Annotated in this window: 10 protein-coding genes; all 10 read right to left on the bottom strand. The window is 40.1% G+C overall.

Features of this window, described 5'->3' with window-relative positions; translation table 11 throughout:
• Positions 1 to 153: 153 nt before the first annotated feature.
• The 10 genes from pyrD to proQ all read right to left on the bottom strand — a co-directional run bounded on the left by pyrD (position 154) and on the right by proQ (position 19,280).
• Positions 154 to 1,176, bottom strand: coding sequence for a quinone-dependent dihydroorotate dehydrogenase (gene pyrD / locus Q4546_RS02785; RefSeq protein WP_102437812.1), 1,023 nt, complete (start codon positions 1,174 to 1,176; stop codon positions 154 to 156).
• A 64-nt stretch (positions 1,177 to 1,240) separates the two neighbouring features.
• The gene (locus Q4546_RS02780) at positions 1,241 to 6,085 is read right to left on the bottom strand and encodes an NAD-glutamate dehydrogenase (protein WP_303445637.1); all 4,845 of its coding nucleotides are present in this window, start codon (positions 6,083 to 6,085) and stop codon (positions 1,241 to 1,243) included.
• A 266-nt stretch (positions 6,086 to 6,351) separates the two neighbouring features.
• Positions 6,352 to 8,706 carry an RND family transporter gene (locus tag Q4546_RS02775; protein ID WP_102437815.1) on the bottom strand — a complete coding sequence of 785 codons (2,355 nt, stop codon included), beginning with the start codon at positions 8,704 to 8,706 and terminating at the stop codon, positions 6,352 to 6,354.
• A 51-nt stretch (positions 8,707 to 8,757) separates the two neighbouring features.
• Entirely contained in the window at positions 8,758 to 9,768 is a 1,011-nt protein-coding gene (locus Q4546_RS02770) for a YCF48-related protein (protein WP_303445636.1), read from the bottom strand.
• Between the two features lie 50 nt (positions 9,769 to 9,818).
• Complete coding sequence (locus tag Q4546_RS02765; protein ID WP_303445635.1) at positions 9,819 to 11,183, bottom strand: DUF1329 domain-containing protein; 1,365 nt, start codon at positions 11,181 to 11,183, stop codon at positions 9,819 to 9,821.
• 13 nt (positions 11,184 to 11,196) lie between these two features.
• Entirely contained in the window at positions 11,197 to 13,248 is a 2,052-nt protein-coding gene (locus Q4546_RS02760; protein ID WP_303445634.1) for a DUF1302 domain-containing protein, read from the bottom strand.
• Between the two features lie 313 nt (positions 13,249 to 13,561).
• Entirely contained in the window at positions 13,562 to 13,777 is a 216-nt protein-coding gene (locus Q4546_RS02755) for a DUF2835 domain-containing protein (protein ID WP_303445633.1), read from the bottom strand.
• Between the two features lie 78 nt (positions 13,778 to 13,855).
• A complete protein-coding gene (pepN, locus tag Q4546_RS02750) occupies positions 13,856 to 16,420 on the bottom strand; it encodes an aminopeptidase N (protein ID WP_303445632.1) in 2,565 nt (854 codons plus the stop codon).
• Between the two features lie 93 nt (positions 16,421 to 16,513).
• Positions 16,514 to 18,628 (bottom strand): carboxy terminal-processing peptidase, encoded by a 2,115-nt coding sequence (prc, locus tag Q4546_RS02745; RefSeq protein WP_198590479.1) that lies wholly within the window; start codon positions 18,626 to 18,628, stop codon positions 16,514 to 16,516.
• A 22-nt stretch (positions 18,629 to 18,650) separates the two neighbouring features.
• The gene (proQ, locus tag Q4546_RS02740) at positions 18,651 to 19,280 is read right to left on the bottom strand and encodes an RNA chaperone ProQ (protein ID WP_102437829.1); all 630 of its coding nucleotides are present in this window, start codon (positions 19,278 to 19,280) and stop codon (positions 18,651 to 18,653) included.
• Between the last annotated feature and the right edge of the window lie 176 nt (positions 19,281 to 19,456).

The following is a 19,456-nucleotide window of genomic DNA, read 5'->3' as shown; positions in this document are numbered from 1 at the left end:
AGTTTATATTTCAGACAATATCAAAATATTATTTAAAAACTTTGATATATTTATCATTAAGTTATAACGATCGTAAGATCGTGATTGCGATCGCTATAACTTGATTAGATCTGATTTATTGGATCAAAAGACTAATTTTTAGATCAACTTATATTATTTAGCTTTATAAGCATTAACAATATCGTTTATTAAACCCGGACCTTGATAAATAAAGCCAGTGTATATCTGTACCAATTCTGAACCTACATCAAATTTAGCTAAGGCATCTTCGGCACTATTTATTCCACCGACGCCAATAATCGGGATCTCACCGTTCAAATATCCCGCTAATTGTCTGATCACTTGAGTAGAAAGATCCGTCAACGGCTTACCACTTAAGCCACCCGCTTCGTTAGCATTGTCTAAGCCAACAACCGCATCACGGGTTAAAGTGGTATTTGTCGCAATCGCTCCATCAAATTTACTTTTTAATAGCGATTCAGCAATCTTTTCAATTTCTTCAGAGGTTAAATCCGGGGCAATTTTTAGTGCTATTGGTACATACTTATTGTACTTTTTAGCGAGTTCTGTTTGTTTTTCTTTTAATGAAGATAGTAAATCGTCTAATAACTCACCATATTGCAGCGTACGTAGACCTGGAGTATTAGGTGATGAGATATTTACCGCGATATAATCCGAATATTGGTAGACTTTTTCCATGCAGATTAAATAATCATTCTTACCTTCATCTACTGGGGTATCTTTATTTTTACCAATATTTACACCAACAATAATATCGGATTTCTTCGCCATTAAATTTCTGACTAAATTATCTACACCTTTATTGTTAAAACCCATTCTATTAATGATTGCTTTTGCAGGTTTTAAGCGAAATAAACGCGGTTGTTCATTACCCGGTTGTGGACGAGGCGTTACCGTACCGACTTCAATATGACCAAATCCCATCGCATGAAATGCATCAATTGATTCGCCATCTTTATCCAATCCAGCAGCCAAGCCAACTGGATTTTTAAAATTAATGCCCATACAAGTCACAGGCGCTGAGGCAACTTTTTGACTGTAAAATAGGTTTAAAGGGTTGTTTCCAGTATTTTTTAAACTTCCGATAGCGATATTATGCGCGATCTCTGGATCCATCTGAAACATTACTTTTTGTGCAACTTTATAAAAAAACATGCTTTCTCCTAAACCTAAAAAAAGCCCCGGCTATCGCCAGGGCTCGTTCACTTATTATAAATAATTATCTCGGTCCTTCGCAATGAAGGATCAATAAATTAAGTTCTCGCAGTGCCACTGAGAATTTTGCAAAATCATGGCTTTGAGACACCTTAAATTCAGTCAGTAGGTTAAACCAGCGTTCTAACAACTTTTGATTATTATCAATCCACTGGTTAATGATCACATCTGCATCGCAAGAGTCTGTACAGGCTCGAAGGACTGTAGAGCTTAATGAGCGCTGTTGCCAATCTAACTCTTCTCTGAAGGCTGCGCGGGCTAATCCTTGCCAATGATTGGACACTGGTTGAATACTAATCTGTTCTAAGAACCAATGTAATTCAACTTTTGCACCTAATCTGAAATACGTTTCAGCAACCAGTTTTACTGATTTGTCCTCAAGTTGGGCAATTTGAGCAATATCTAATGCTGAGAATAAGGTACTCATTTTAGCGATAACATGCGCTAAAGACTCTGGTACTTGCTGTTCCTGGAGTAATTTAATTTCAGTTGAAATAGCCATAACTTCTGCAGAAATCATATATTGATCAACATTAGCTTTTAATTCATCAAACACAGGTTTGAAGAATGCTACAGTTTGCTCAATATTTTCACCTTTCTTGCGGTGACGAATTAACCAGCGACACGCTCTGCGCATGTTACGACGTAATTGGTGCAACATTTCACTTTGAACGTCAGCAGACACAATTCCATTAAGCTTAGTAATTGACTGTGTTAGTTCAGTTAAGCTAAATATTTCTCGAGCCATAGTGTAGCAAATTGCCGCTTCAGCAACTGAGGCACCGGTCTCATCTTGCATACGCTGTACAAAGTTAAAGCCCATATCATTAACCAATTCATTGGCTAATGAGGTTGCAATAATTTCACCGCGCAAAGGATGCGAAATCATCTTATCTGCATATTTATCTTTCAATTGCTGCGGGAAATAGTTCGTTAGCAATTTACTTAAAAAACTATCTTCAGTGATTTCAGCGGTGACCAATTGCTCTTTTAGGACCATTTTGCCATAAGCAACCAATACTGATAGCTCTGGACGAGTCAGTGCACGGTTATTTACTAAGCGATCGGCTAACTCATCATCTGTTGGTAAAAATTCTAGGGCGCGATCTAATTTGCCATCTTTTTCAAGATATTGAATGTATCGGATATGCTCTTTTAACTGAGCAACACCATGTGCCAGAGTCACAGAAATGGTGCGGGTTTGATCGTTACAGTCTTGCAGAACAATCTCACCGACTTCATCTGTCATTGACTCTAACAGACGGTTACGCTGTTTAACCGTAAGTTCACCATCTGCAACAATAGTATTAAGTAAGATTTTGATGTTCACTTCGTTGTCTGAACAATCAACCCCACCGACATTGTCAACAAAATCAGTATTGACTCGGCCACCATTGGCTGCAAATTCAATACGACCCAATTGGGTTGCACCTAAGTTGCCACCTTCACCAATGATTTTAGCGTTGAGTTCATTACCGTTGACTCGAATAGCGTCATTAGCACGATCGCCAACTTCAGCATGAGTTTCAGTCGTCGCCTTAACGTAGGTACCAATACCGCCATTCCAAATTAAATCTACACGCATTTTTAGCAATGCTTGCATGAGTTGATTTGGCGTCATGGTGTTTTCGGTAGTATCCAGCATCAGCTTGATTTCTTTAGTCAATTTTAATGACTTAGCTGAACGTTGGAATACTACCCCGCCTTTTGACATTAGCTTGGTATTGTAATCTTCCCAACTTGAACGCGGTAAATTAAATAAACGCTCACGCTCGATATAACTGGTTTCAACATCTGGATTGGGATCGATGAAGATATGCATATGGTTAAATGCCGCCACTAACTTAGTATGACGGGATAACAACATGCCATTACCAAATACATCACCAGCCATGTCGCCAATTGCCAGACAGGTAAAGTCGGTAGTTTGACAATCGATGCCTTCTTCACGGAAGTGACGTTTGACAGACTCCCAAGCCCCTTTGGCGGTAATGCCCATTTTCTTATGGTCATAACCATTACTGCCGCCAGATGCAAATGCATCACCTAACCAAAAGTTGTATTCAATGGCGATTTCGTTGGCAATATCGGAGAATGTTGCAGTGCCTTTATCGGCTGCAACCACTAAATAGGCATCATCTTCGTCATGACGAACCACATCTTTTGGCGGTACAACATTGCCTTCGATGATATTGTCACTGATGTCCAATAACCCGCGAATGAATAAGCGGTAACACGCTTGCCCTTCGTTAAAGAAGGCTTCACGGCCGCCGTCTGTAGGCAGCTGCTTACACACAAAACCGCCTTTTGCACCAACAGGAACAATCACGGTATTTTTAACTTGTTGCGCTTTGACCAAGCCTAGTACTTCAGTACGGAAATCTTCACGACGATCTGACCAACGTAAGCCACCACGAGCGACTTTACCACCACGCAAATGCACCCCTTCAAACCTTGGTGAATACACAAAGATTTCAAATTTTGGCAATGGACGCGGCATCTCAGGAATATCTTCAGGTAAAAACTTGAATGAGATATAAGGTTTAACATCAACATCGTTAATCGTTTGATAGAAGTTGGTACGCAGCGTTGCGTTAATCAAATCTAAGTAACGGCGAATAATGCGGTCATCATCAAGGCTAGAGACATCTTCTAGGCGTAAATCGATTTGCTCATAAAATTTACTGAGAGTGCGGGTTTTAAGTTTAGGGTTAAACTTACGAATAAACATTTTAACTAATAAATCAGCAATTTGCGGATAACGATTAAAGGTTTCTTCGATATATGATTGGCTAAATGTTGCATCTATTTGACGCATATATTTGGCATAAGCACGTAAAATAGATACTTCACGGCCAGTAAGGCTGGTTGCCAACACCATGCGGTTAAAGCCATCATCTTCAAGTTTCTTTTGCCATACTTGAGATAACGCATTTTGGAATCGATCTTGGCTATCTGCCAAGTTTTCAATTGCTGCGCCCTGCACCATCATTAAGAAATCAAGGATCCAATAGGTGGCACCATCTTCAGTTTTCACTTCATATGGACGCTCATTGATGACCCGTAATCCAAAGTTTTCTAACATTGGCAGTACATCAGACAGATGTATCGGTTCATCTTTATGGAACAACTTTAAACGTACTTTATTATCATTTAAGGCTGTTTCTTGCGGCTGATAAAATAGCATGCCTAGTTTATGCTCGTCATTCAACGCTTCAAGGTGCTGAATATCGACCACGGCTGAACTCGGCAATACATCTTCTTTATAGCTTGGTGAAAACGCATTGAGGTAACGTTTAACTAAGCCAGTACCCGATTGCTCACCTAATGAGTTAGTTAATGAACTCTGTAATTTATCTTCCCAAGAGCGCGCCGCTTCAATTAGGTTTTTCTCAATAGCAGCCACATCGACATCCATATTATTATTATCAACTTTCACGATGTAGTGCGTACGCGCTAAAGTCGATTCTGAGAAATAAGTGGTAAATTCAACATCTTCAGTGCTGTTAAAATGCTGCGCTAAAATACGTTGAGTGTCTTGACGTAATTTAGTGTTGTAGCGATCTTTTGAAACATACACCAAACAGGACAAAAATCGGCCAAAACCGTCTTTACGAACAAATACTTTTAATTTGTCACGGTCTTGCATATGTAATACACCACGAGCAACGCTGGCTAATTCATCTTCTTTAGATTGAATTAACTCATCACGAGGTAAATTCTCAAGGGTATTCATCAACGCTTTGTAGTCATGTGAACGTGGTGCTAGACCTGAGCGCTCCATAATCCGTTCAACTTTTTCAGCTAACAGCGGTATTTCTCTGGGGCTACGGTTATAAAGATTGGACGCGTAAAGTCCTAAAAAGCGATCTTCTCCAATCACGTTACCTTTTTTATCAAAGCGTTTAATACCGATGTAATCCACATAAGCGGGCCTATGAACTCGGCTTTTAGTCGAGCTTTTAGTCAGCACTAACAGACTCTCATCTAGAGCTTCTTTTCTTGCTGACTGAGAAAGCGAAGACAGTAATAACCCACGCTCGCCGTTTTTATTAACAGAGCGGCTCATTAATCCTAAACTTGAATCTAAATCAGGTACTAACTCAACATCACCTTCAACACGCTTTAACTCATAATAGCGGTAACCTAGTAGGGTGAAGTGATGATTATTTAGGTAGGTTAAAAAGCTAATTGCTTCTTCTTTTTCACATTTCGCGCCTGGAAAAGGCTGCTTAGGTAATAATTTTACTGTTTCTGACAATTTGTCAGACATTTTTTGCCAATCAACGACTGACGACACCACATCAGCAAAAACTGATTCAAGTTCTTTACCAATGGCTTTAATATCGGCTTCACTGCTTTGGCGATCAATTTCAATCAAAAACACCGCAACATTTTCTGTGTTTTCATCAGCATCTTTAATAAAAGACACTTCTTTAACTAATTCTTTTTCACGCACCAACGCCATTGGTGTGTGCAGCATCATATGAGCAGTAATCCCCATACGATTTAACGCCATAGCAACTGAATCAACCAAGAATGGCATATCAGGCTGTATAATTTCGATAATACTATGACTTGACTGCCAGCCATGTTTTGACTGACTTGGATTAAATACCCGAATGTGGGTATTGGTTGCAGCAGATTTGTTTAAGGCATTCCAAAGACTTAATACTGCGCCATACAAATCGCTGTCATTACGAGCGTTTAAGTCGTCTTCTGACATATGGGCGTATATACAATGGGCAAATTGCTCAACTTGTTTTGCTTGAGTATTAGGGATTTTTTTATGAATTAAATTGACTACATTTTCTAGTAGTACTGAAGGCATTGCATCTTTAAAGGCCATGTTGCAGTTTCCTTAAGCGTTTATGGCAGCGCTTTTATCATTATATTGGATGCTTCGGCTTGTTGATCCCGTCTTAAACTGAGATCTGCCGCAAAGTTTATTACTAATTTCATGCTATTTCGAGCTAAATTTTAGTGGTAGATCCTCTAAAACCCTTGTTAATTCAAGAATTATAGTCACTAATTGACCAATCAAGCGTTTAGATAGACTAACTATGCAAAAAAAAAAAGGAGCTAAGCTCCTCTTTAATTTATAAACCCTTTAACTTACTTGGGTTTGCGCCAGAAAACGGCTGATAATGCGGGCAAAATAATTATCGCTCCCAACATATTTACTAAAAACATGAATGTTAATAAAATTCCCATATCCATTTGGAATTTCAGCGCAGAAAAGAACCAAGTACTCACACCGATGGCTAAAGTAAGCCCGGTAAAAATAACCGCACTGCCTCGCTCAATTAACGCTTCAAAATAGGCTTGCTGCACCGCCATGCCATTGTTGAGTTTACCTGCCATAGTCGAGAGAATATAAATACCATAATCAACACCAATACCAACACCTAATGCAATCACCGGTAAAGTGCTCACCGCAAGGCCGATATCAAGCCAAGTCATTAATGCTTGTGCTAATGTCGACACCACATATAACGGCACAATCACTGCTACCGTCGCTTTAAGTGATTTGAAGCTAATTAAACATAGGATAAATACAGCGCCATAAACATAAATCATCATAGGTAGCTGCGCTTCACTAACAGCTTCGTTAGTCGCAGCCATGACACCAACAGGGCCAGAAGCCAGTTTAAATTGTAATGTTTCGGTATTGAGCTTTTCAGCTACATCTTTGACTTTAGCAATCACCACTTCAATGGTTTCAGCCTTATGATCTTTCAAAAATAAGAAAATAGGCATCACCGAACAGTTGCCGTTTAATAAACCTGATGTCGTTGGTACTCGTCCTACCGCTTGCACTAAACTTGCTGTGGTTCTTGGCAATATTTGCCACTTAGGGTTACCTTCGTTAAAGCCGGCATTAACCTGCTTAGCCACTGACGCTAAACTGGCTGTTGATTCAACTCCCGGGGTATTGGCCACCATCCATTCGAATTGATCGATCTCAGCTAATATGGAATGATAAGTACAGGCTTCAGGGGTTGCTTCAACAATCACCGTCATATAATCAGTGGTAATTGAATAATTATCAGTAATATAAAAAGTATCTTGGTTGTATCTTGAATCAAGATGCAATGCCGGCGCACCGCCTTGAAGGTCACCTATTTTCATATTACTGGCTTGTTGCAAGCCAAAAGCATATAACAGTGCAGTACAAATCAGCACAATGACAGCATATTTAGGAGTGGCAAATTTAGATAAGCTACGCCAAATCCCTTCAATTTTATCTTTTTGCGCTTTATTCTCTTGAACCGGTTTGATGTTGGTGTAAGAAATAACCAGTGGCAATAAAATTAAATTGGTCAAAATAATAACAGCAACACCTAATGATGCCGATATCGCTAACTCTCTAATAATACCGATATCGATTGCAAGTAAGGTTAAAAAGCCAACGGTGTCTGATAATAATGCAATACCGCCTGGTACTAATAAACTACGAAACGCGGATGCAGCTGCAGCTTTAGTGGCTTGTCCATCACCAACACGGCGCCTAACCGCATTAATCATTTGTACCCCATGGCTTACGCCAATTGCAAACACCAAAAATGGTACAAGAATTGACATTGGATCTAAACCAAAACCTACTACTGTTAACAACCCAAGTTGCCACACCACCGCAATTAAGCTGCATACTAAAGGCAAAATCGTCAGCATTAATGACTTAGAAAATAAATAAACCATCACAGCTGTGATTGCGATAGCAATCAAGAAAAACAGCAGCACGCCCTTAGCGCCTTCAGCTACATCACCAGCCATTTTAGCAAAACCAATAATATGGATTTTGATGGTATCGGTTTCATATTTAGCGCGTAATTCATTTTCAAGTTGCTGAGCAAATTGAATCGTATTTAACGGCTTAAAAGTAACATCCTTTTCAGCGCCTTCAGATGCGGCCATTTCTTCATCTGTTTTTGCTACAAACTCCATTAACTGCGCCGTTAACATAGCTGATGAATAATCATTGGACACTAAGCGGCCAACAATACCGGCTTTTTCGATATTGTCTCTGACAGTATTTAAGCCATATTCATCATTACGAAAGTCAGCAGGAATAACCGGCCCACCAGCAAAACCATCTTCAACGACTTCGGTAAATCGAGTCGAAGGTGAATACAATGACTTAACTTGAGAGCGCTCAACCCCAGGAATGAAAAAGAGTTGATCATGTACATTTTTGAGGGTTTCAAAATACTCTGGGTTAAAAATATTGCCGCTGGTATCTTCCACTGCCACCATGATCCTATTCGCACCACCAAAATCTTTTTGATGCTTGGTATAGGTTTTCATGTATTCATGATTTAATGGAATATTCTTACTAAAAGCGGCATCCATTTTTAATTGGCTAGCTTGGTAACCTAGAAAGAAGGTAATTAATATAAATGAAAATATTACCCACATCCTGTGTCTAAAGAGGTAACTTTCGAATCCATTGACCAGTTTTTCTAACATCTTATCGGCCCTATTATTGTTGTTTTATTTATAGTTATCATTTTGTGATGTTTACTTAAGTTGAAATAAGCCTTTAGTACCTGCAAACCAAAGTTCGCCTTGGTTGTCACTGGCTACAGCAACAATGTTTTCACCTTGTCTACGAGCAATGACCTTAGCCTCAAGTTCGTTATTAAGTTGGATAATCATGCCAGCATTACCCACTAGGTATAGTGAGCCATCAGGGTTGATAAAGGCGTTATGTATTGTTGACTTGACCGGTAATTCAATTTCACTCCATTGTGAAAATTGTTTATCGGTTACAAAAACATGTCCACGAAGCCCCATCAAAAAGATATTGCTATCTGTTTCAATGGCATTAAACATTGAACCGTCATAAACAAAATCTTGTGCACTAAAGGTTTTACCATTATCAATTGATGTGGCCACTAGTCCAAGTTCACCAACCATTAATAAACTATTGTCAGCTAATTGAATAATGCGGTTAAAATGAGGTAATAGTGCGGCACGTTCAGATAAATACAGCGCTTCATCTTCAGCTTTTAAATCCGCTAAATAACCAATATCTTCTTCGAATAATAACTCTTCATGGAATTCTTCTTGCCAGTTTTGACCGCCATCCTCGGTGCGATAAAACAAGCCATATGCCCCAACCGCTATACCGTTTTTATCATCAAAAAATAAGATATCTAATAACGGCTTTTCAATTTCAAATGACTGAAATTGTAAGGCCCAAGTTAAGCCACCGTCTTGGGTATGAATGATGGTTGCATCATGACCCACGGCCCAGCCTTGCATCTCATCGAGGAAAAATACTTTGGTTAAGTGCGCGATAACAGGCGTAGTCACTTGTTGCCATTGTTGTTGTTTGACTAATACATGGCCACGTTCACCAACAGCAACTAGCTTATCGCCAGCGTTAGCAATATCTAACACTAAAGATGATTGAGCAAGGGGTTGGAGTTGAACGCTGAGCGGATCAAATTGAACATTTGCGGATGCAACACTGAAAAAACAGCTAAGGCTGATTACGGCTACATTGCGAAGTGTGCGAAACGACATACAAACTTCCTTAAGAATAGCTGGGGCGCATGATGCGCCCCATAAAGGTCTTAGCGAATACCTGCGCGACGAAGCGCATCAGGTGTGAAATTAGCTTCAGAAAGCTTGGCATCAAAATTATACATGCGGCCTTCGTTATCTAATCCCATAGCCAAGTAACGACGAGATTGTAAATCGTGGAAAATTTCTAACGTACTCCAATGAGTTGGAACTTCATAGTAGTTGATAGAATGTGCAGTACCTACACGATAAAGCTCATCACGGTTATCATACATATCGGTCAACGATACTTGCCATGAATCTTCATCAATATAGAAAACACGCGTTTTATAGATATGACGCATACCATCTTTAAGGGTTGCTTTTACTTCCCAAACACGGTGTTTTTCCCAACGAGCATACTCAGGATTGATATGACCAGGTTTTAATATTTGATCATATTCAAGTGCATCAGAATGAAGTTTGTAATCATTGTAAGGGATATAAACTTCTTTCTTACCAACGAGTTCCCAGTTATAACGTACTGGAGAGCCATTGAACATATCAAAATCATCTGTGGTTCTTAGACCATCTGAAACAGTACCCGGCGTATCAAAAGCAACGTTTGGCGCTTTACGAACACGGCGTTGGCCAGTGTTATAAGTCCATGCTTGACGAGGTAATGCTTCTTGATCCATGGTTTCTTTAACTAACAATGCAGTACCAGCAAGACGTGCTGGCTGACGAACAACTTGTTTAAAGAAGAACAAGGTATTAGTTTCAGCAAGCTTATCAAGTGTGATCTCTGGACGGCTATACTCAAAACGGATCTCTTCAGCGGTTTCGATCAAGGTGTAAGCGCCACCTTTTGTAGGCGAAGCTTGGCTACGATACGTTTCAACATCAACACCGCGGTAACGCAAAATATGGTTCCAAATAACCTCTAAACCAGTTGATGGGATTGGAAATGGCACACCAATAGATGCTCCACTCACGCCATTACCATTTGAAACTAATTCAGCGTTCAACGCATTAGCTTTAGTTGCATCATAAACATACTGAGGCACAGACGCTGTACGACGAGTCTCATATACATTCATTTTGTAGGTATCTGGATACAGTTCAAATAACTTCACCTGACCCGGTGTTAAAAACTCAGCATATTGTGCTTTGTTAGCATTGGTAATAGTAAATAACACTTTATCGTTTGGAAAAGGGTCTGGATGATGCATGCCCTTCTCATACCCAGCTGGTGCTGATGTAATCCCCTTATCCCATGCAGGGATAGAGCCATCAGCATTAGCTGCCATAACTGCCCCTAAAGGGGTTAATTCAGTACCTAATTTTGCAGCTTCGGCTTCTGATACTTTCGCCATCGCTACTGGTGCAGTCAGCGATAACATGACAGCAGCCGATAATATCGTCAGTTTCTTCATTATTATTATCCTTTTAGATCGAATACTTGACGTTGAAAGAGACATAATCTCTATCAGTCATTGCATTAGTTGTGCCTACGCCACCAAAGAAGCTGTTATAGGACACATCTGCCCCCCAGCGACTGCGATAGTCAAAGTTTAGACCAACAGCCACAGACTTACGCCCTTCAGTAAATAAGAACATTGGATCTGGTGTAATACCGTCAACATCGTGAGAGAAAATCACCCGCGGTGACATATTCACACCGGCAAAGACATTGTTAAAGTCAGCCTTAGCAACTAAACGATATCCCCAAGCAAAATCAGTAGGGAACGGATTAGTTTCAGGACCATCATGCAGTGCTTCGATAATGCCTGGCATATCAGGATTGCCACCAGAACGAGCTGTTCCTGGGCCATTTAAACGTAGCTCATCAAATCCTGGCATGTCATGGATCCACACGCCGCCAACCTCAGCGAGCATCACTAAATTATCTGTCCCCCAAGTTGGACCAAATAAATGGGTTAAAGTGAACTGAGCTTGAGTGGTATCAGATAAAATGAAACCATCAATAGTCTCACCGGGCTGTACGCCTTCGATTTGCGATAGGCCTTCTAGATCAGGACGAAGTCCTGCATTTGCAAGCTGCTCAGGCATACCAGCAAATAACAATTCAACATCATCAATTTGTAAAGGCTCATCAATACGATGAGATACTTCACCAGCTACTGAGGTGTCGCCCACTAAAGTGTTAAAACTTGCGCCATATAATTGAATATCTTCTGGGTAAACAATTTGTGCTTTAGTAAATGTTTCCATGCTTAGCATAAGTTCGCGGTCAATTTCACCGCCACTTGCAGCTAAACGGCCATAATCACGAGCCACAGCTTCACTGGTAAAGTTTGATGCTGTACCACTGATGATAGGGCGGCGACTATGGTAATTCATGTAATACAAGCCAAATTCAGTTTCACCGAAATTAGGCGCGTAATAACCTAGTTTGATACCATATTGGCCATCATCTGCAGGCTCTTCTTCATCCTGAATTAACGCAACTTTAGTTGCGTATGGCACCATATAAGCAGCGAATGCAGGGTCAAAATTAGCTGCAGCAGCTGCACCATAAAGTGAAGCATATTCAGACATTAAGAATTCAAGATTAATATCAGGGTTAGCGTTAAAACCTAACTGTGCATTTTGGCTATAACCGCCAAAACCAGCAAAATCGTTTGTCGCGAAGTTAGAACCAGGTGTTGGTACCCAAATTGGCTCCCAATCATATTGGTAATAAGCTTCAACGTTTAAATTTTCAGTTAGACCTAATGAAGCCCACACCATGCCTTGCGGACGAAATGCTTCTTTAAGCTCGGCACCCGGTGCATTGAGAATATTTAAATCGACTGGGTTAATCACACCAATACCATGAGGTATTAGGGTACTTTCACCCCAAGAAATAACTTGGTTACCCACACGGACTGATAATGGGTTTTTGCCATCATTTAAATCGAAATTACCGTATACAAAAGCATCTAATAAGCGAATGTCTTTACATTGCACTTCTGATGCGCGGCTATCTTCACACGGATCAAATTCTTTGCCAGTTAGCGGGTCATTAAAGTCATAATCACCATCGCTGATTTTAGTATCGTAGAAGTACATACCACGAACAAACAAACCGAAATTTTTATACTCTAGTGACAGTTCATGTAACCCTTTGAAACGTTCAGAGGTGGTATCCCCTTTCGAATACAGTAGGTTACTCAGGTCGTTGTTACTTGAGTAAGAACCTGCTTGGTCCCAAATTTGAGCCGTAGTATAGATGGGTGTTTCGCCAAAAGCCCCACCAAAGGCAGAGTAATTAGACCAATCCATTTGAGGTTGGTTGACCTTACCGATCTGTCCTTCCCAATCTCTATCAGACACACGCCAGCTAGCTCCGACAGTCCAAGTAGAATCGAAAGTACCGCGTACTTCTCCCCAATCAAATGAAACAGCATTAACGCTACTGCTCATCCCCAAAGTTAATGCCGACACCACCCCCAAAGCGAGTGCCGACTTGTTAAAGCGTCTTTTAACAATATTCATTTTGCTTCTCTCCGTAACCTGCCGGATTCGTTGTTATAGGATTTAAACCAACATTTTGTTAGCCTACAGGTAACACCATTGTTACAGCAATTAACATAGTTCGGCAAGTTCAAAAAAAAGAAAATTTATGAATGAATTGGTGCAGTTAGATGATTTTATGGGTAAAAAAAGTCAGACTGATTTGAATTGAATGGCTTAAATATATGAGCCGTGAGTAATCTTTAAATGTAATTGTTAACTTTCAATAAGTTAGAGGTGATAATTCCAGCTAATTTAACACTCTCTAATCAATCGACCGTTTTAAGTAAATACTCTAAATCTTGTTTAGTGAAATGAAATTACCTGAAGTATTAAGGCGTAAAATGAAACAGCCATGAATGCCGGAAGCAGTCACAAATGGTCTGAAATATTTACCATTGATGTGTAATACTTTGCCATTACGGTCCCGAACTTCGACGTTTTTCACTATACCTTGGTAAAAAGGTAGAAAATCATTGAAGCTAACATAGATTGAAAAGTAAAATTCCATGGTGACTCTATAAAACCCTATAAAAAAGCCCACAACAATTAATTAAATCCTTGTGGGCGTTAATTGTTAAAATGATAGTTAAGCTTGCTCTAACGCCTTTTCAACTTTCTCGAATAAATCTTTAGATAAATTCGGTAATGCTTTCAATCGCAGTAACGATGCTTTCATTAGTTGCTGACGGTTTTCGTCAAACTTGCTGAATTGAATAAGCGGAGTGATCATTCTTGCCGCTATTTGTGGGTTTAACTCGTTAAGCTTGATCAGTACATCAGTTAGATACTGGTAACCTTTACCTGAAGCATCATGGAATTGATAGGTGTTTGCCGCTACGAAAAATCCAATTAATGAGCGTACGCGATTAGGGTTATTGAAACTAAAACTTTCATGCTCAGTGAGCCCTTTAATAACCTCCAACACATCTGCGGTATTTTGCGAGGCTTGTAAGCTAAACCACTTATCCATCACTAGCGGCGTTTTTAGCCACTTTTGCTCAAAATCTTGCATTAATGACTGCTGACAAGTCAACTGGCCCGAGACTGCCGCTTTTAATGCGCCTAAGCTATCTGTCATATTTGAAGCTTGCTGATATTGGTTAATCACCAAGTCTTCATATTCAGAAGACACTTTAGACAACAAACTTAAGCAAATATTCTTAAATGCACGACTTGCTGCATTATCTTCATTAATCAAGCTACGATAGCGCGTTACCAGCTCGTCTAAACAAGACTCTGCGATTTCATTAACCACAAACTCTCTTGCAGCCGCCAAGGCATCTAAGTTCACTGTCTCTACTTGTTCAATTAATGCTGCAGCACTTGGGAATGCCAAAATCTCAGCCACTAGCGCTTTATCGATGCTTTCATCGAGGATAATTCCTCTAACAGCTTCAATGACTCTGGCATCTAAATGCATCGTTTCTTTCGCTTCAAGACTGGCGACGTTTTGCCACACGGCTTGGCTAAATAACCCAACAGATGCTTCCCAGCGAGCCACTTCGCTTGATGCGTAGCGCGTTAAGTGCACTAACTGATCAACATTAAATTGATAATCAAGTCTTACTGGCGCTGAAAAGTCTTGTAATAATGATGGAATTGGCGCTGACGCAATATTGTCAAACACAAAGGTTTCCTGTGCTTGTTTTACATCTAACACGGTATTAGCAACTGACTGACCTTGAGTATCGAGTAGCTCAATGCTGAACGGGATATGTAATACCTCCCCTGCAACACCGTTAGACATCACAGATTGTGCAACAGTCAGTGAATATTGCTTAGTCGCAGCATTATAGTGATCTGTTACTTTAAGCACCGGAGTGCCTGCTTGCCTATACCAGCGTCTAAATTGAGACAAATCGATTCCGCTTGCTGTTTCCATCGCGTTGACAAAGTCATCGCAGGTTACAGCTTGACCATCATGACGCTCAAAATAACACTTCATTCCTAGCTGGAATTTAGCTTCACCTAAAATGGTGTGCATCATGCGAATGACTTCTGCGCCTTTGTTATAAACGGTCACGGTATAGAAGTTATTCATTTCAATGACAGATTCAGGGCGAATAGGATGTGACATAGGTCCAGCATCTTCGGCAAACTGTTGATTTTTCATGACACGAATAGCTTGAATGCGGTTAACAGCGCGAGAACCTAAATCGGAACTAAATTCTTGATCTCTAAATACCGTGAGCCCTTCTTTAAGGCTTAATTGGAACCAATCACGACAAGTCACTCGGTTACCTGTCCAGTTATGGAAATACTCATGCCCAACAACGGATTCAATGCCATGATAGTCTTCATCTGTCGCGCTGGCGGTATCTGCTAATACATACTTGGTATTAAATACATTGAGGCCTTTATTTTCCATTGCACCCATGTTGAAAAAATCTACCGCGACTATCATGTAGATATCTAAGTCATACTCTAAATCAAAACGCGACTCATCCCATGCCATCGACTTTTGCAATGACACCATGGCGTGGTTGGCTTTATGTAAATTACCTTTATCCACAAATACTTGTAGCTTTACTTCTCTTCCACTACGGGTGATAAATTTATCTTCTAATAAATCAAAATCGCCTGCAACTAACGCAAATAAGTAGCTCGGTTTTGGGAAAGGATCTTGCCAACGAACAAAGTGGCGACTTTCATCAGCACAAGTGCCCTGCTCGACTAAATTACCATTACTCAATAAAAACGGAAACGCTGCTTTATCTGCTTCGATTCTGACGCTATAAATGGCTAAAACATCGGGGCGATCAAGGAAATAAGTAATTCGTCTAAAGCCTTCTGCTTCACACTGAGTGCAATAAGCGCCATCGGACATATACAAACCTTCTAGGCTTGAGTTAGCTTCAGGATCTTGTTTAGTCACAACAGTTAATTCAAACTCAGATAGCTCGGTGTCAATGATAAGCTCATTGCTGTCTACTTTATAGTTAGCTTTTTGACCGTTAATCAATACTGAGGTTAACTGTATTTGCTCACCGACTAAATGCAAAGCGTCTTTGTGCTCACCAACTCTTTGAACTTTACTCGTTGCAACGACCTGAGTTTCAGCACCTTTTAAGTCAAAATCTAATGCAATATGACTAATGGTAAATAAAGGTGATTTATAATCTTTAAGATGTTTTGCTTGTGCTTGAGTCATAGGTAATCCTTGAATAACACTGCTCTTGTTAGAGCTAAAATTCACTTAATAAAAAACGCGCTTAGAGCGCGTTTTTTTGGCACGAAATAAAGTTTACTTCACTGCGAGTTTCTTTGCATCAACCATATCTAAGGTGATTAATGCTGTTTCGTCTAAGAAAGCATCTGGCACAACTAACTCGTCTTCAGTTTCTTCGTCAGCCTCATTTGCTTGTGCCACTTCAGTTGCCTCAATGCTAGTATCTGCACCGTCTTCGATTTCTTCATCGTCATCTAAAGAGGCTAATGGTTCTAAACCATTTTTAACACGGCGTTCATTGGTTCTATCAAGTAAGCGCTTATCATCATCTTCACGGGAAGCGATTCGCTCACTTTCAACTAATGAAATGGTTTTATCATCATGATGCTTCTTAAATTCAGCGATATCTTCAAAGATATAGCCAAATTCAACGTCTGCTTTAATACGTTGCTGATGCTTTTCATCAAGCTTAGTAATTAGCTCTGGCTTGATATTGCCTAAGGTGCCGTATTGCGCGACAGGCACCTTGTCCCATGGCAGTGCATTCTTCTCTTCAGATTCACCATATTCACCCGGCTCTAATGCACTTGGGAACATAATATCTGGCGTCACACCTTTAAGTTGGGTACTGCCACCATTTATGCGATAAAACTTAGCAATGGTGTATTGCACGTGACCAATTGGTTTGTCGTACATGTCATAAATTCTGCCAAGGCTTTTGTGCTGCTGCACTGTACCTTTACCAAAACTAGCTTCACCAACAATTAAGGCTCTATCGTAATCTTGCAATGCCGCTGCAAAAATTTCAGACGCTGATGCACTATAACGATCAACCATGACAGTTAATGGGCCATCATATGCGCTCTTGCCATCATTATCGCGGTTTTGAGTAACTCGGCCGTTGGCATCACGAATCTGAACCACTGGGCCCATATCAATAAACAAACCGGTTAATAATGTGGCTTCTGTTAAGGCTCCGCCGCCATTGCGACGTAAATCAATGATAACGCCTTCAACGTTTTGCTCTTTTAATTTAACCAATTCTTTTTCTACATCAACTGACAAGTTCATGTAAAAACCAGGAATTTGAATCACACCGACTTTACGGTTGGCATAGTCGCCTTCTGTTGGCTCAATCACTTTTGATGTTGCTGCGCGATCTTCTAAACGAATTTTGTCGCGGATAATGGTCACTTCAAATGCTTTTGCATTGGCGCCACCTTTTTTAGGTAAAATTTGTAAGTTAACTTCACTGCCTTTTGGGCCTTTAATTAACTCTACAACATCGTCTAATCGCCAACCGATAACATCAACAATTTCACCGTCTTTTTGGCCTACGCCAATAATTTTATCTTCAGGTGATAATTTTTCACTGGTAGCAGCGGGGCCACCAGCAACTAAACTTTTAATAATAGTATAGTCATCATCCATTTGCAGTACAGCGCCAATACCTTCAAGGCTTAAGTTCATTTCCATTTGGAAACGTTCTGCATTACGAGGAGACAAGTAACTGGTATGAGGCTCTACCGTGCGAGCAAAGGCATTCATCACACCTTGGAATACATCCTCGCTTTGTGTTTGACTTAAACGCTTGATGGCATTGTTATAGCGCTTGCCTAATACTTCGACGGTTTCTTTCCAATCTTTACCAGCAAGTTTTAGATTCAGTGCGTCATATTTAACTCGTTGACGCCATAGCTCATTGAGCTCAGCTTCATCTTTTGGCCAAGCAGCTTCTTCACGATCAAACTCGTAAGCATCGCCGGCTTCGGTAAAGTCGAATTCTTTATCAAGTAAAGTAAGCGCATAAGCAAAACGTTCATAACGACGTTTTTGCACTAAGGAGTACATATCAAAGGCGGGTTCGATATTGCCAGATTTGACCATATCGTCAAACGAATGCTGATACTGTTTAAAAGTATCAACATCAGCTTGAGTTAGAACATTGCGACGAAAATCAAGTTGTTGCAAATATCTTTCGTAAATCAACTCAGAAAAAGCATCATCAAGTTCAAAGCGATGATAGTGAGAACGAGTAAATAAATTCGTTACCCTTTTACTTGCAACCTTGTGTTGAGGCTCTTGCTCAAGTTTAGGTAACTCGTTGATTTGAATCGTTGGTGTTATTGCCCAAGCCGAAAAACCGACAAATAAAGTGGCAATCGACGCAGCCAAAGTGAGTTTTCGCATCAACAAGTTACTCCTTAAATGATCACGATAATAAAATATGCTCTGCACGAACTTTTACGATTAATCCAGTATCTAGCTGTACATGGATATCTTCTTTCTTGATGTCAGTGATAACACCAGGTACAGGGTTTTGCCCTAACTTGACACTAACACGTTGTTTTTGTTTAAGCTCGTCAAATTTAGCAGCAACATAATTAATTTTAGGCGCTGCAGGTTTTGCAGGCTTAGCTGGACGGTCTTTTTTAACCGGCGCTTTAGCTGCAGGTTTTCTTGCTGGCTTTTTAGGGGCCGCTTTAGCCGCTACAGCTTGACGCTTAGCTTTGGCTTTTTCTTGACCTTCTTTCAACGTTTGTTGAGCGTGGTCAATATGTTCTTGCTCCAATTCGCCACAATCTTGACCGTCAAGATCGATACGTTGAACACCCGCTTTAACGCCTTTCAAGTAGCGCCAGCTGCTTGTATAACGTCTAAGTGCTACACGTAATTGTGTTTTACTTACTTTAGAATCATCAGCCAACCTAGCAGCTAAATCTTGAAACAACCCAATTTTTAATGGCTTAGTTTCACCTTCTGCAATAAAGCATAAAGGAAATGTTTCATATAAATACGCTAAAACTGCGTTGGTGTCGGTCAACTTGTCTGTTGATTCCATTTTTACTTCCACGTTATAAAAGGGACTGAGTCTCAGCTTTCTTTGCGAGTACAGTCGTTTATCTTTCGTTAAACAGATCTTGCTTAACGTTCAAATTAGCACTTCTTATTCGATTGCTAAAGCAATTGAAACATGCTTTAACAAATTAACTCACTTAGCTGTAATTTTACAGTAAA

The organism is Shewanella sp. 4_MG-2023 (assembly GCF_030548015.1).
Lineage (GTDB): Bacteria > Pseudomonadota > Gammaproteobacteria > Enterobacterales > Shewanellaceae > Shewanella.
Note: the sequence above shows the minus strand (reverse complement) of the source record. Positions and strands in the feature narration are given on the sequence as shown.

Excerpts from the sequence above, each read along its gene's own strand:
- pyrD (WP_102437812.1), bottom strand. The coding sequence starts at position 1,176 with ATGTTTTTTTATAAAGTTGCACAAAAAGTAATGTTTCAGATGGATCCA.
- Q4546_RS02780 (WP_303445637.1), bottom strand. The coding sequence starts at position 6,085 with ATGGCCTTTAAAGATGCAATGCCTTCAGTACTACTAGAAAATGTAGTC.
- Q4546_RS02775 (WP_102437815.1), bottom strand. The coding sequence starts at position 8,706 with ATGTTAGAAAAACTGGTCAATGGATTCGAAAGTTACCTCTTTAGACAC.
- Q4546_RS02770 (WP_303445636.1), bottom strand. The coding sequence starts at position 9,768 with ATGTCGTTTCGCACACTTCGCAATGTAGCCGTAATCAGCCTTAGCTGT.
- Q4546_RS02765 (WP_303445635.1), bottom strand. The coding sequence starts at position 11,183 with ATGAAGAAACTGACGATATTATCGGCTGCTGTCATGTTATCGCTGACT.
- Q4546_RS02760 (WP_303445634.1), bottom strand. The coding sequence starts at position 13,248 with ATGAATATTGTTAAAAGACGCTTTAACAAGTCGGCACTCGCTTTGGGG.
- Q4546_RS02755 (WP_303445633.1), bottom strand. The coding sequence starts at position 13,777 with ATGGAATTTTACTTTTCAATCTATGTTAGCTTCAATGATTTTCTACCT.
- pepN (WP_303445632.1), bottom strand. The coding sequence starts at position 16,420 with ATGACTCAAGCACAAGCAAAACATCTTAAAGATTATAAATCACCTTTA.
- prc (WP_198590479.1), bottom strand. The coding sequence starts at position 18,628 with ATGCGAAAACTCACTTTGGCTGCGTCGATTGCCACTTTATTTGTCGGT.
- proQ (WP_102437829.1), bottom strand. The coding sequence starts at position 19,280 with ATGGAATCAACAGACAAGTTGACCGACACCAACGCAGTTTTAGCGTAT.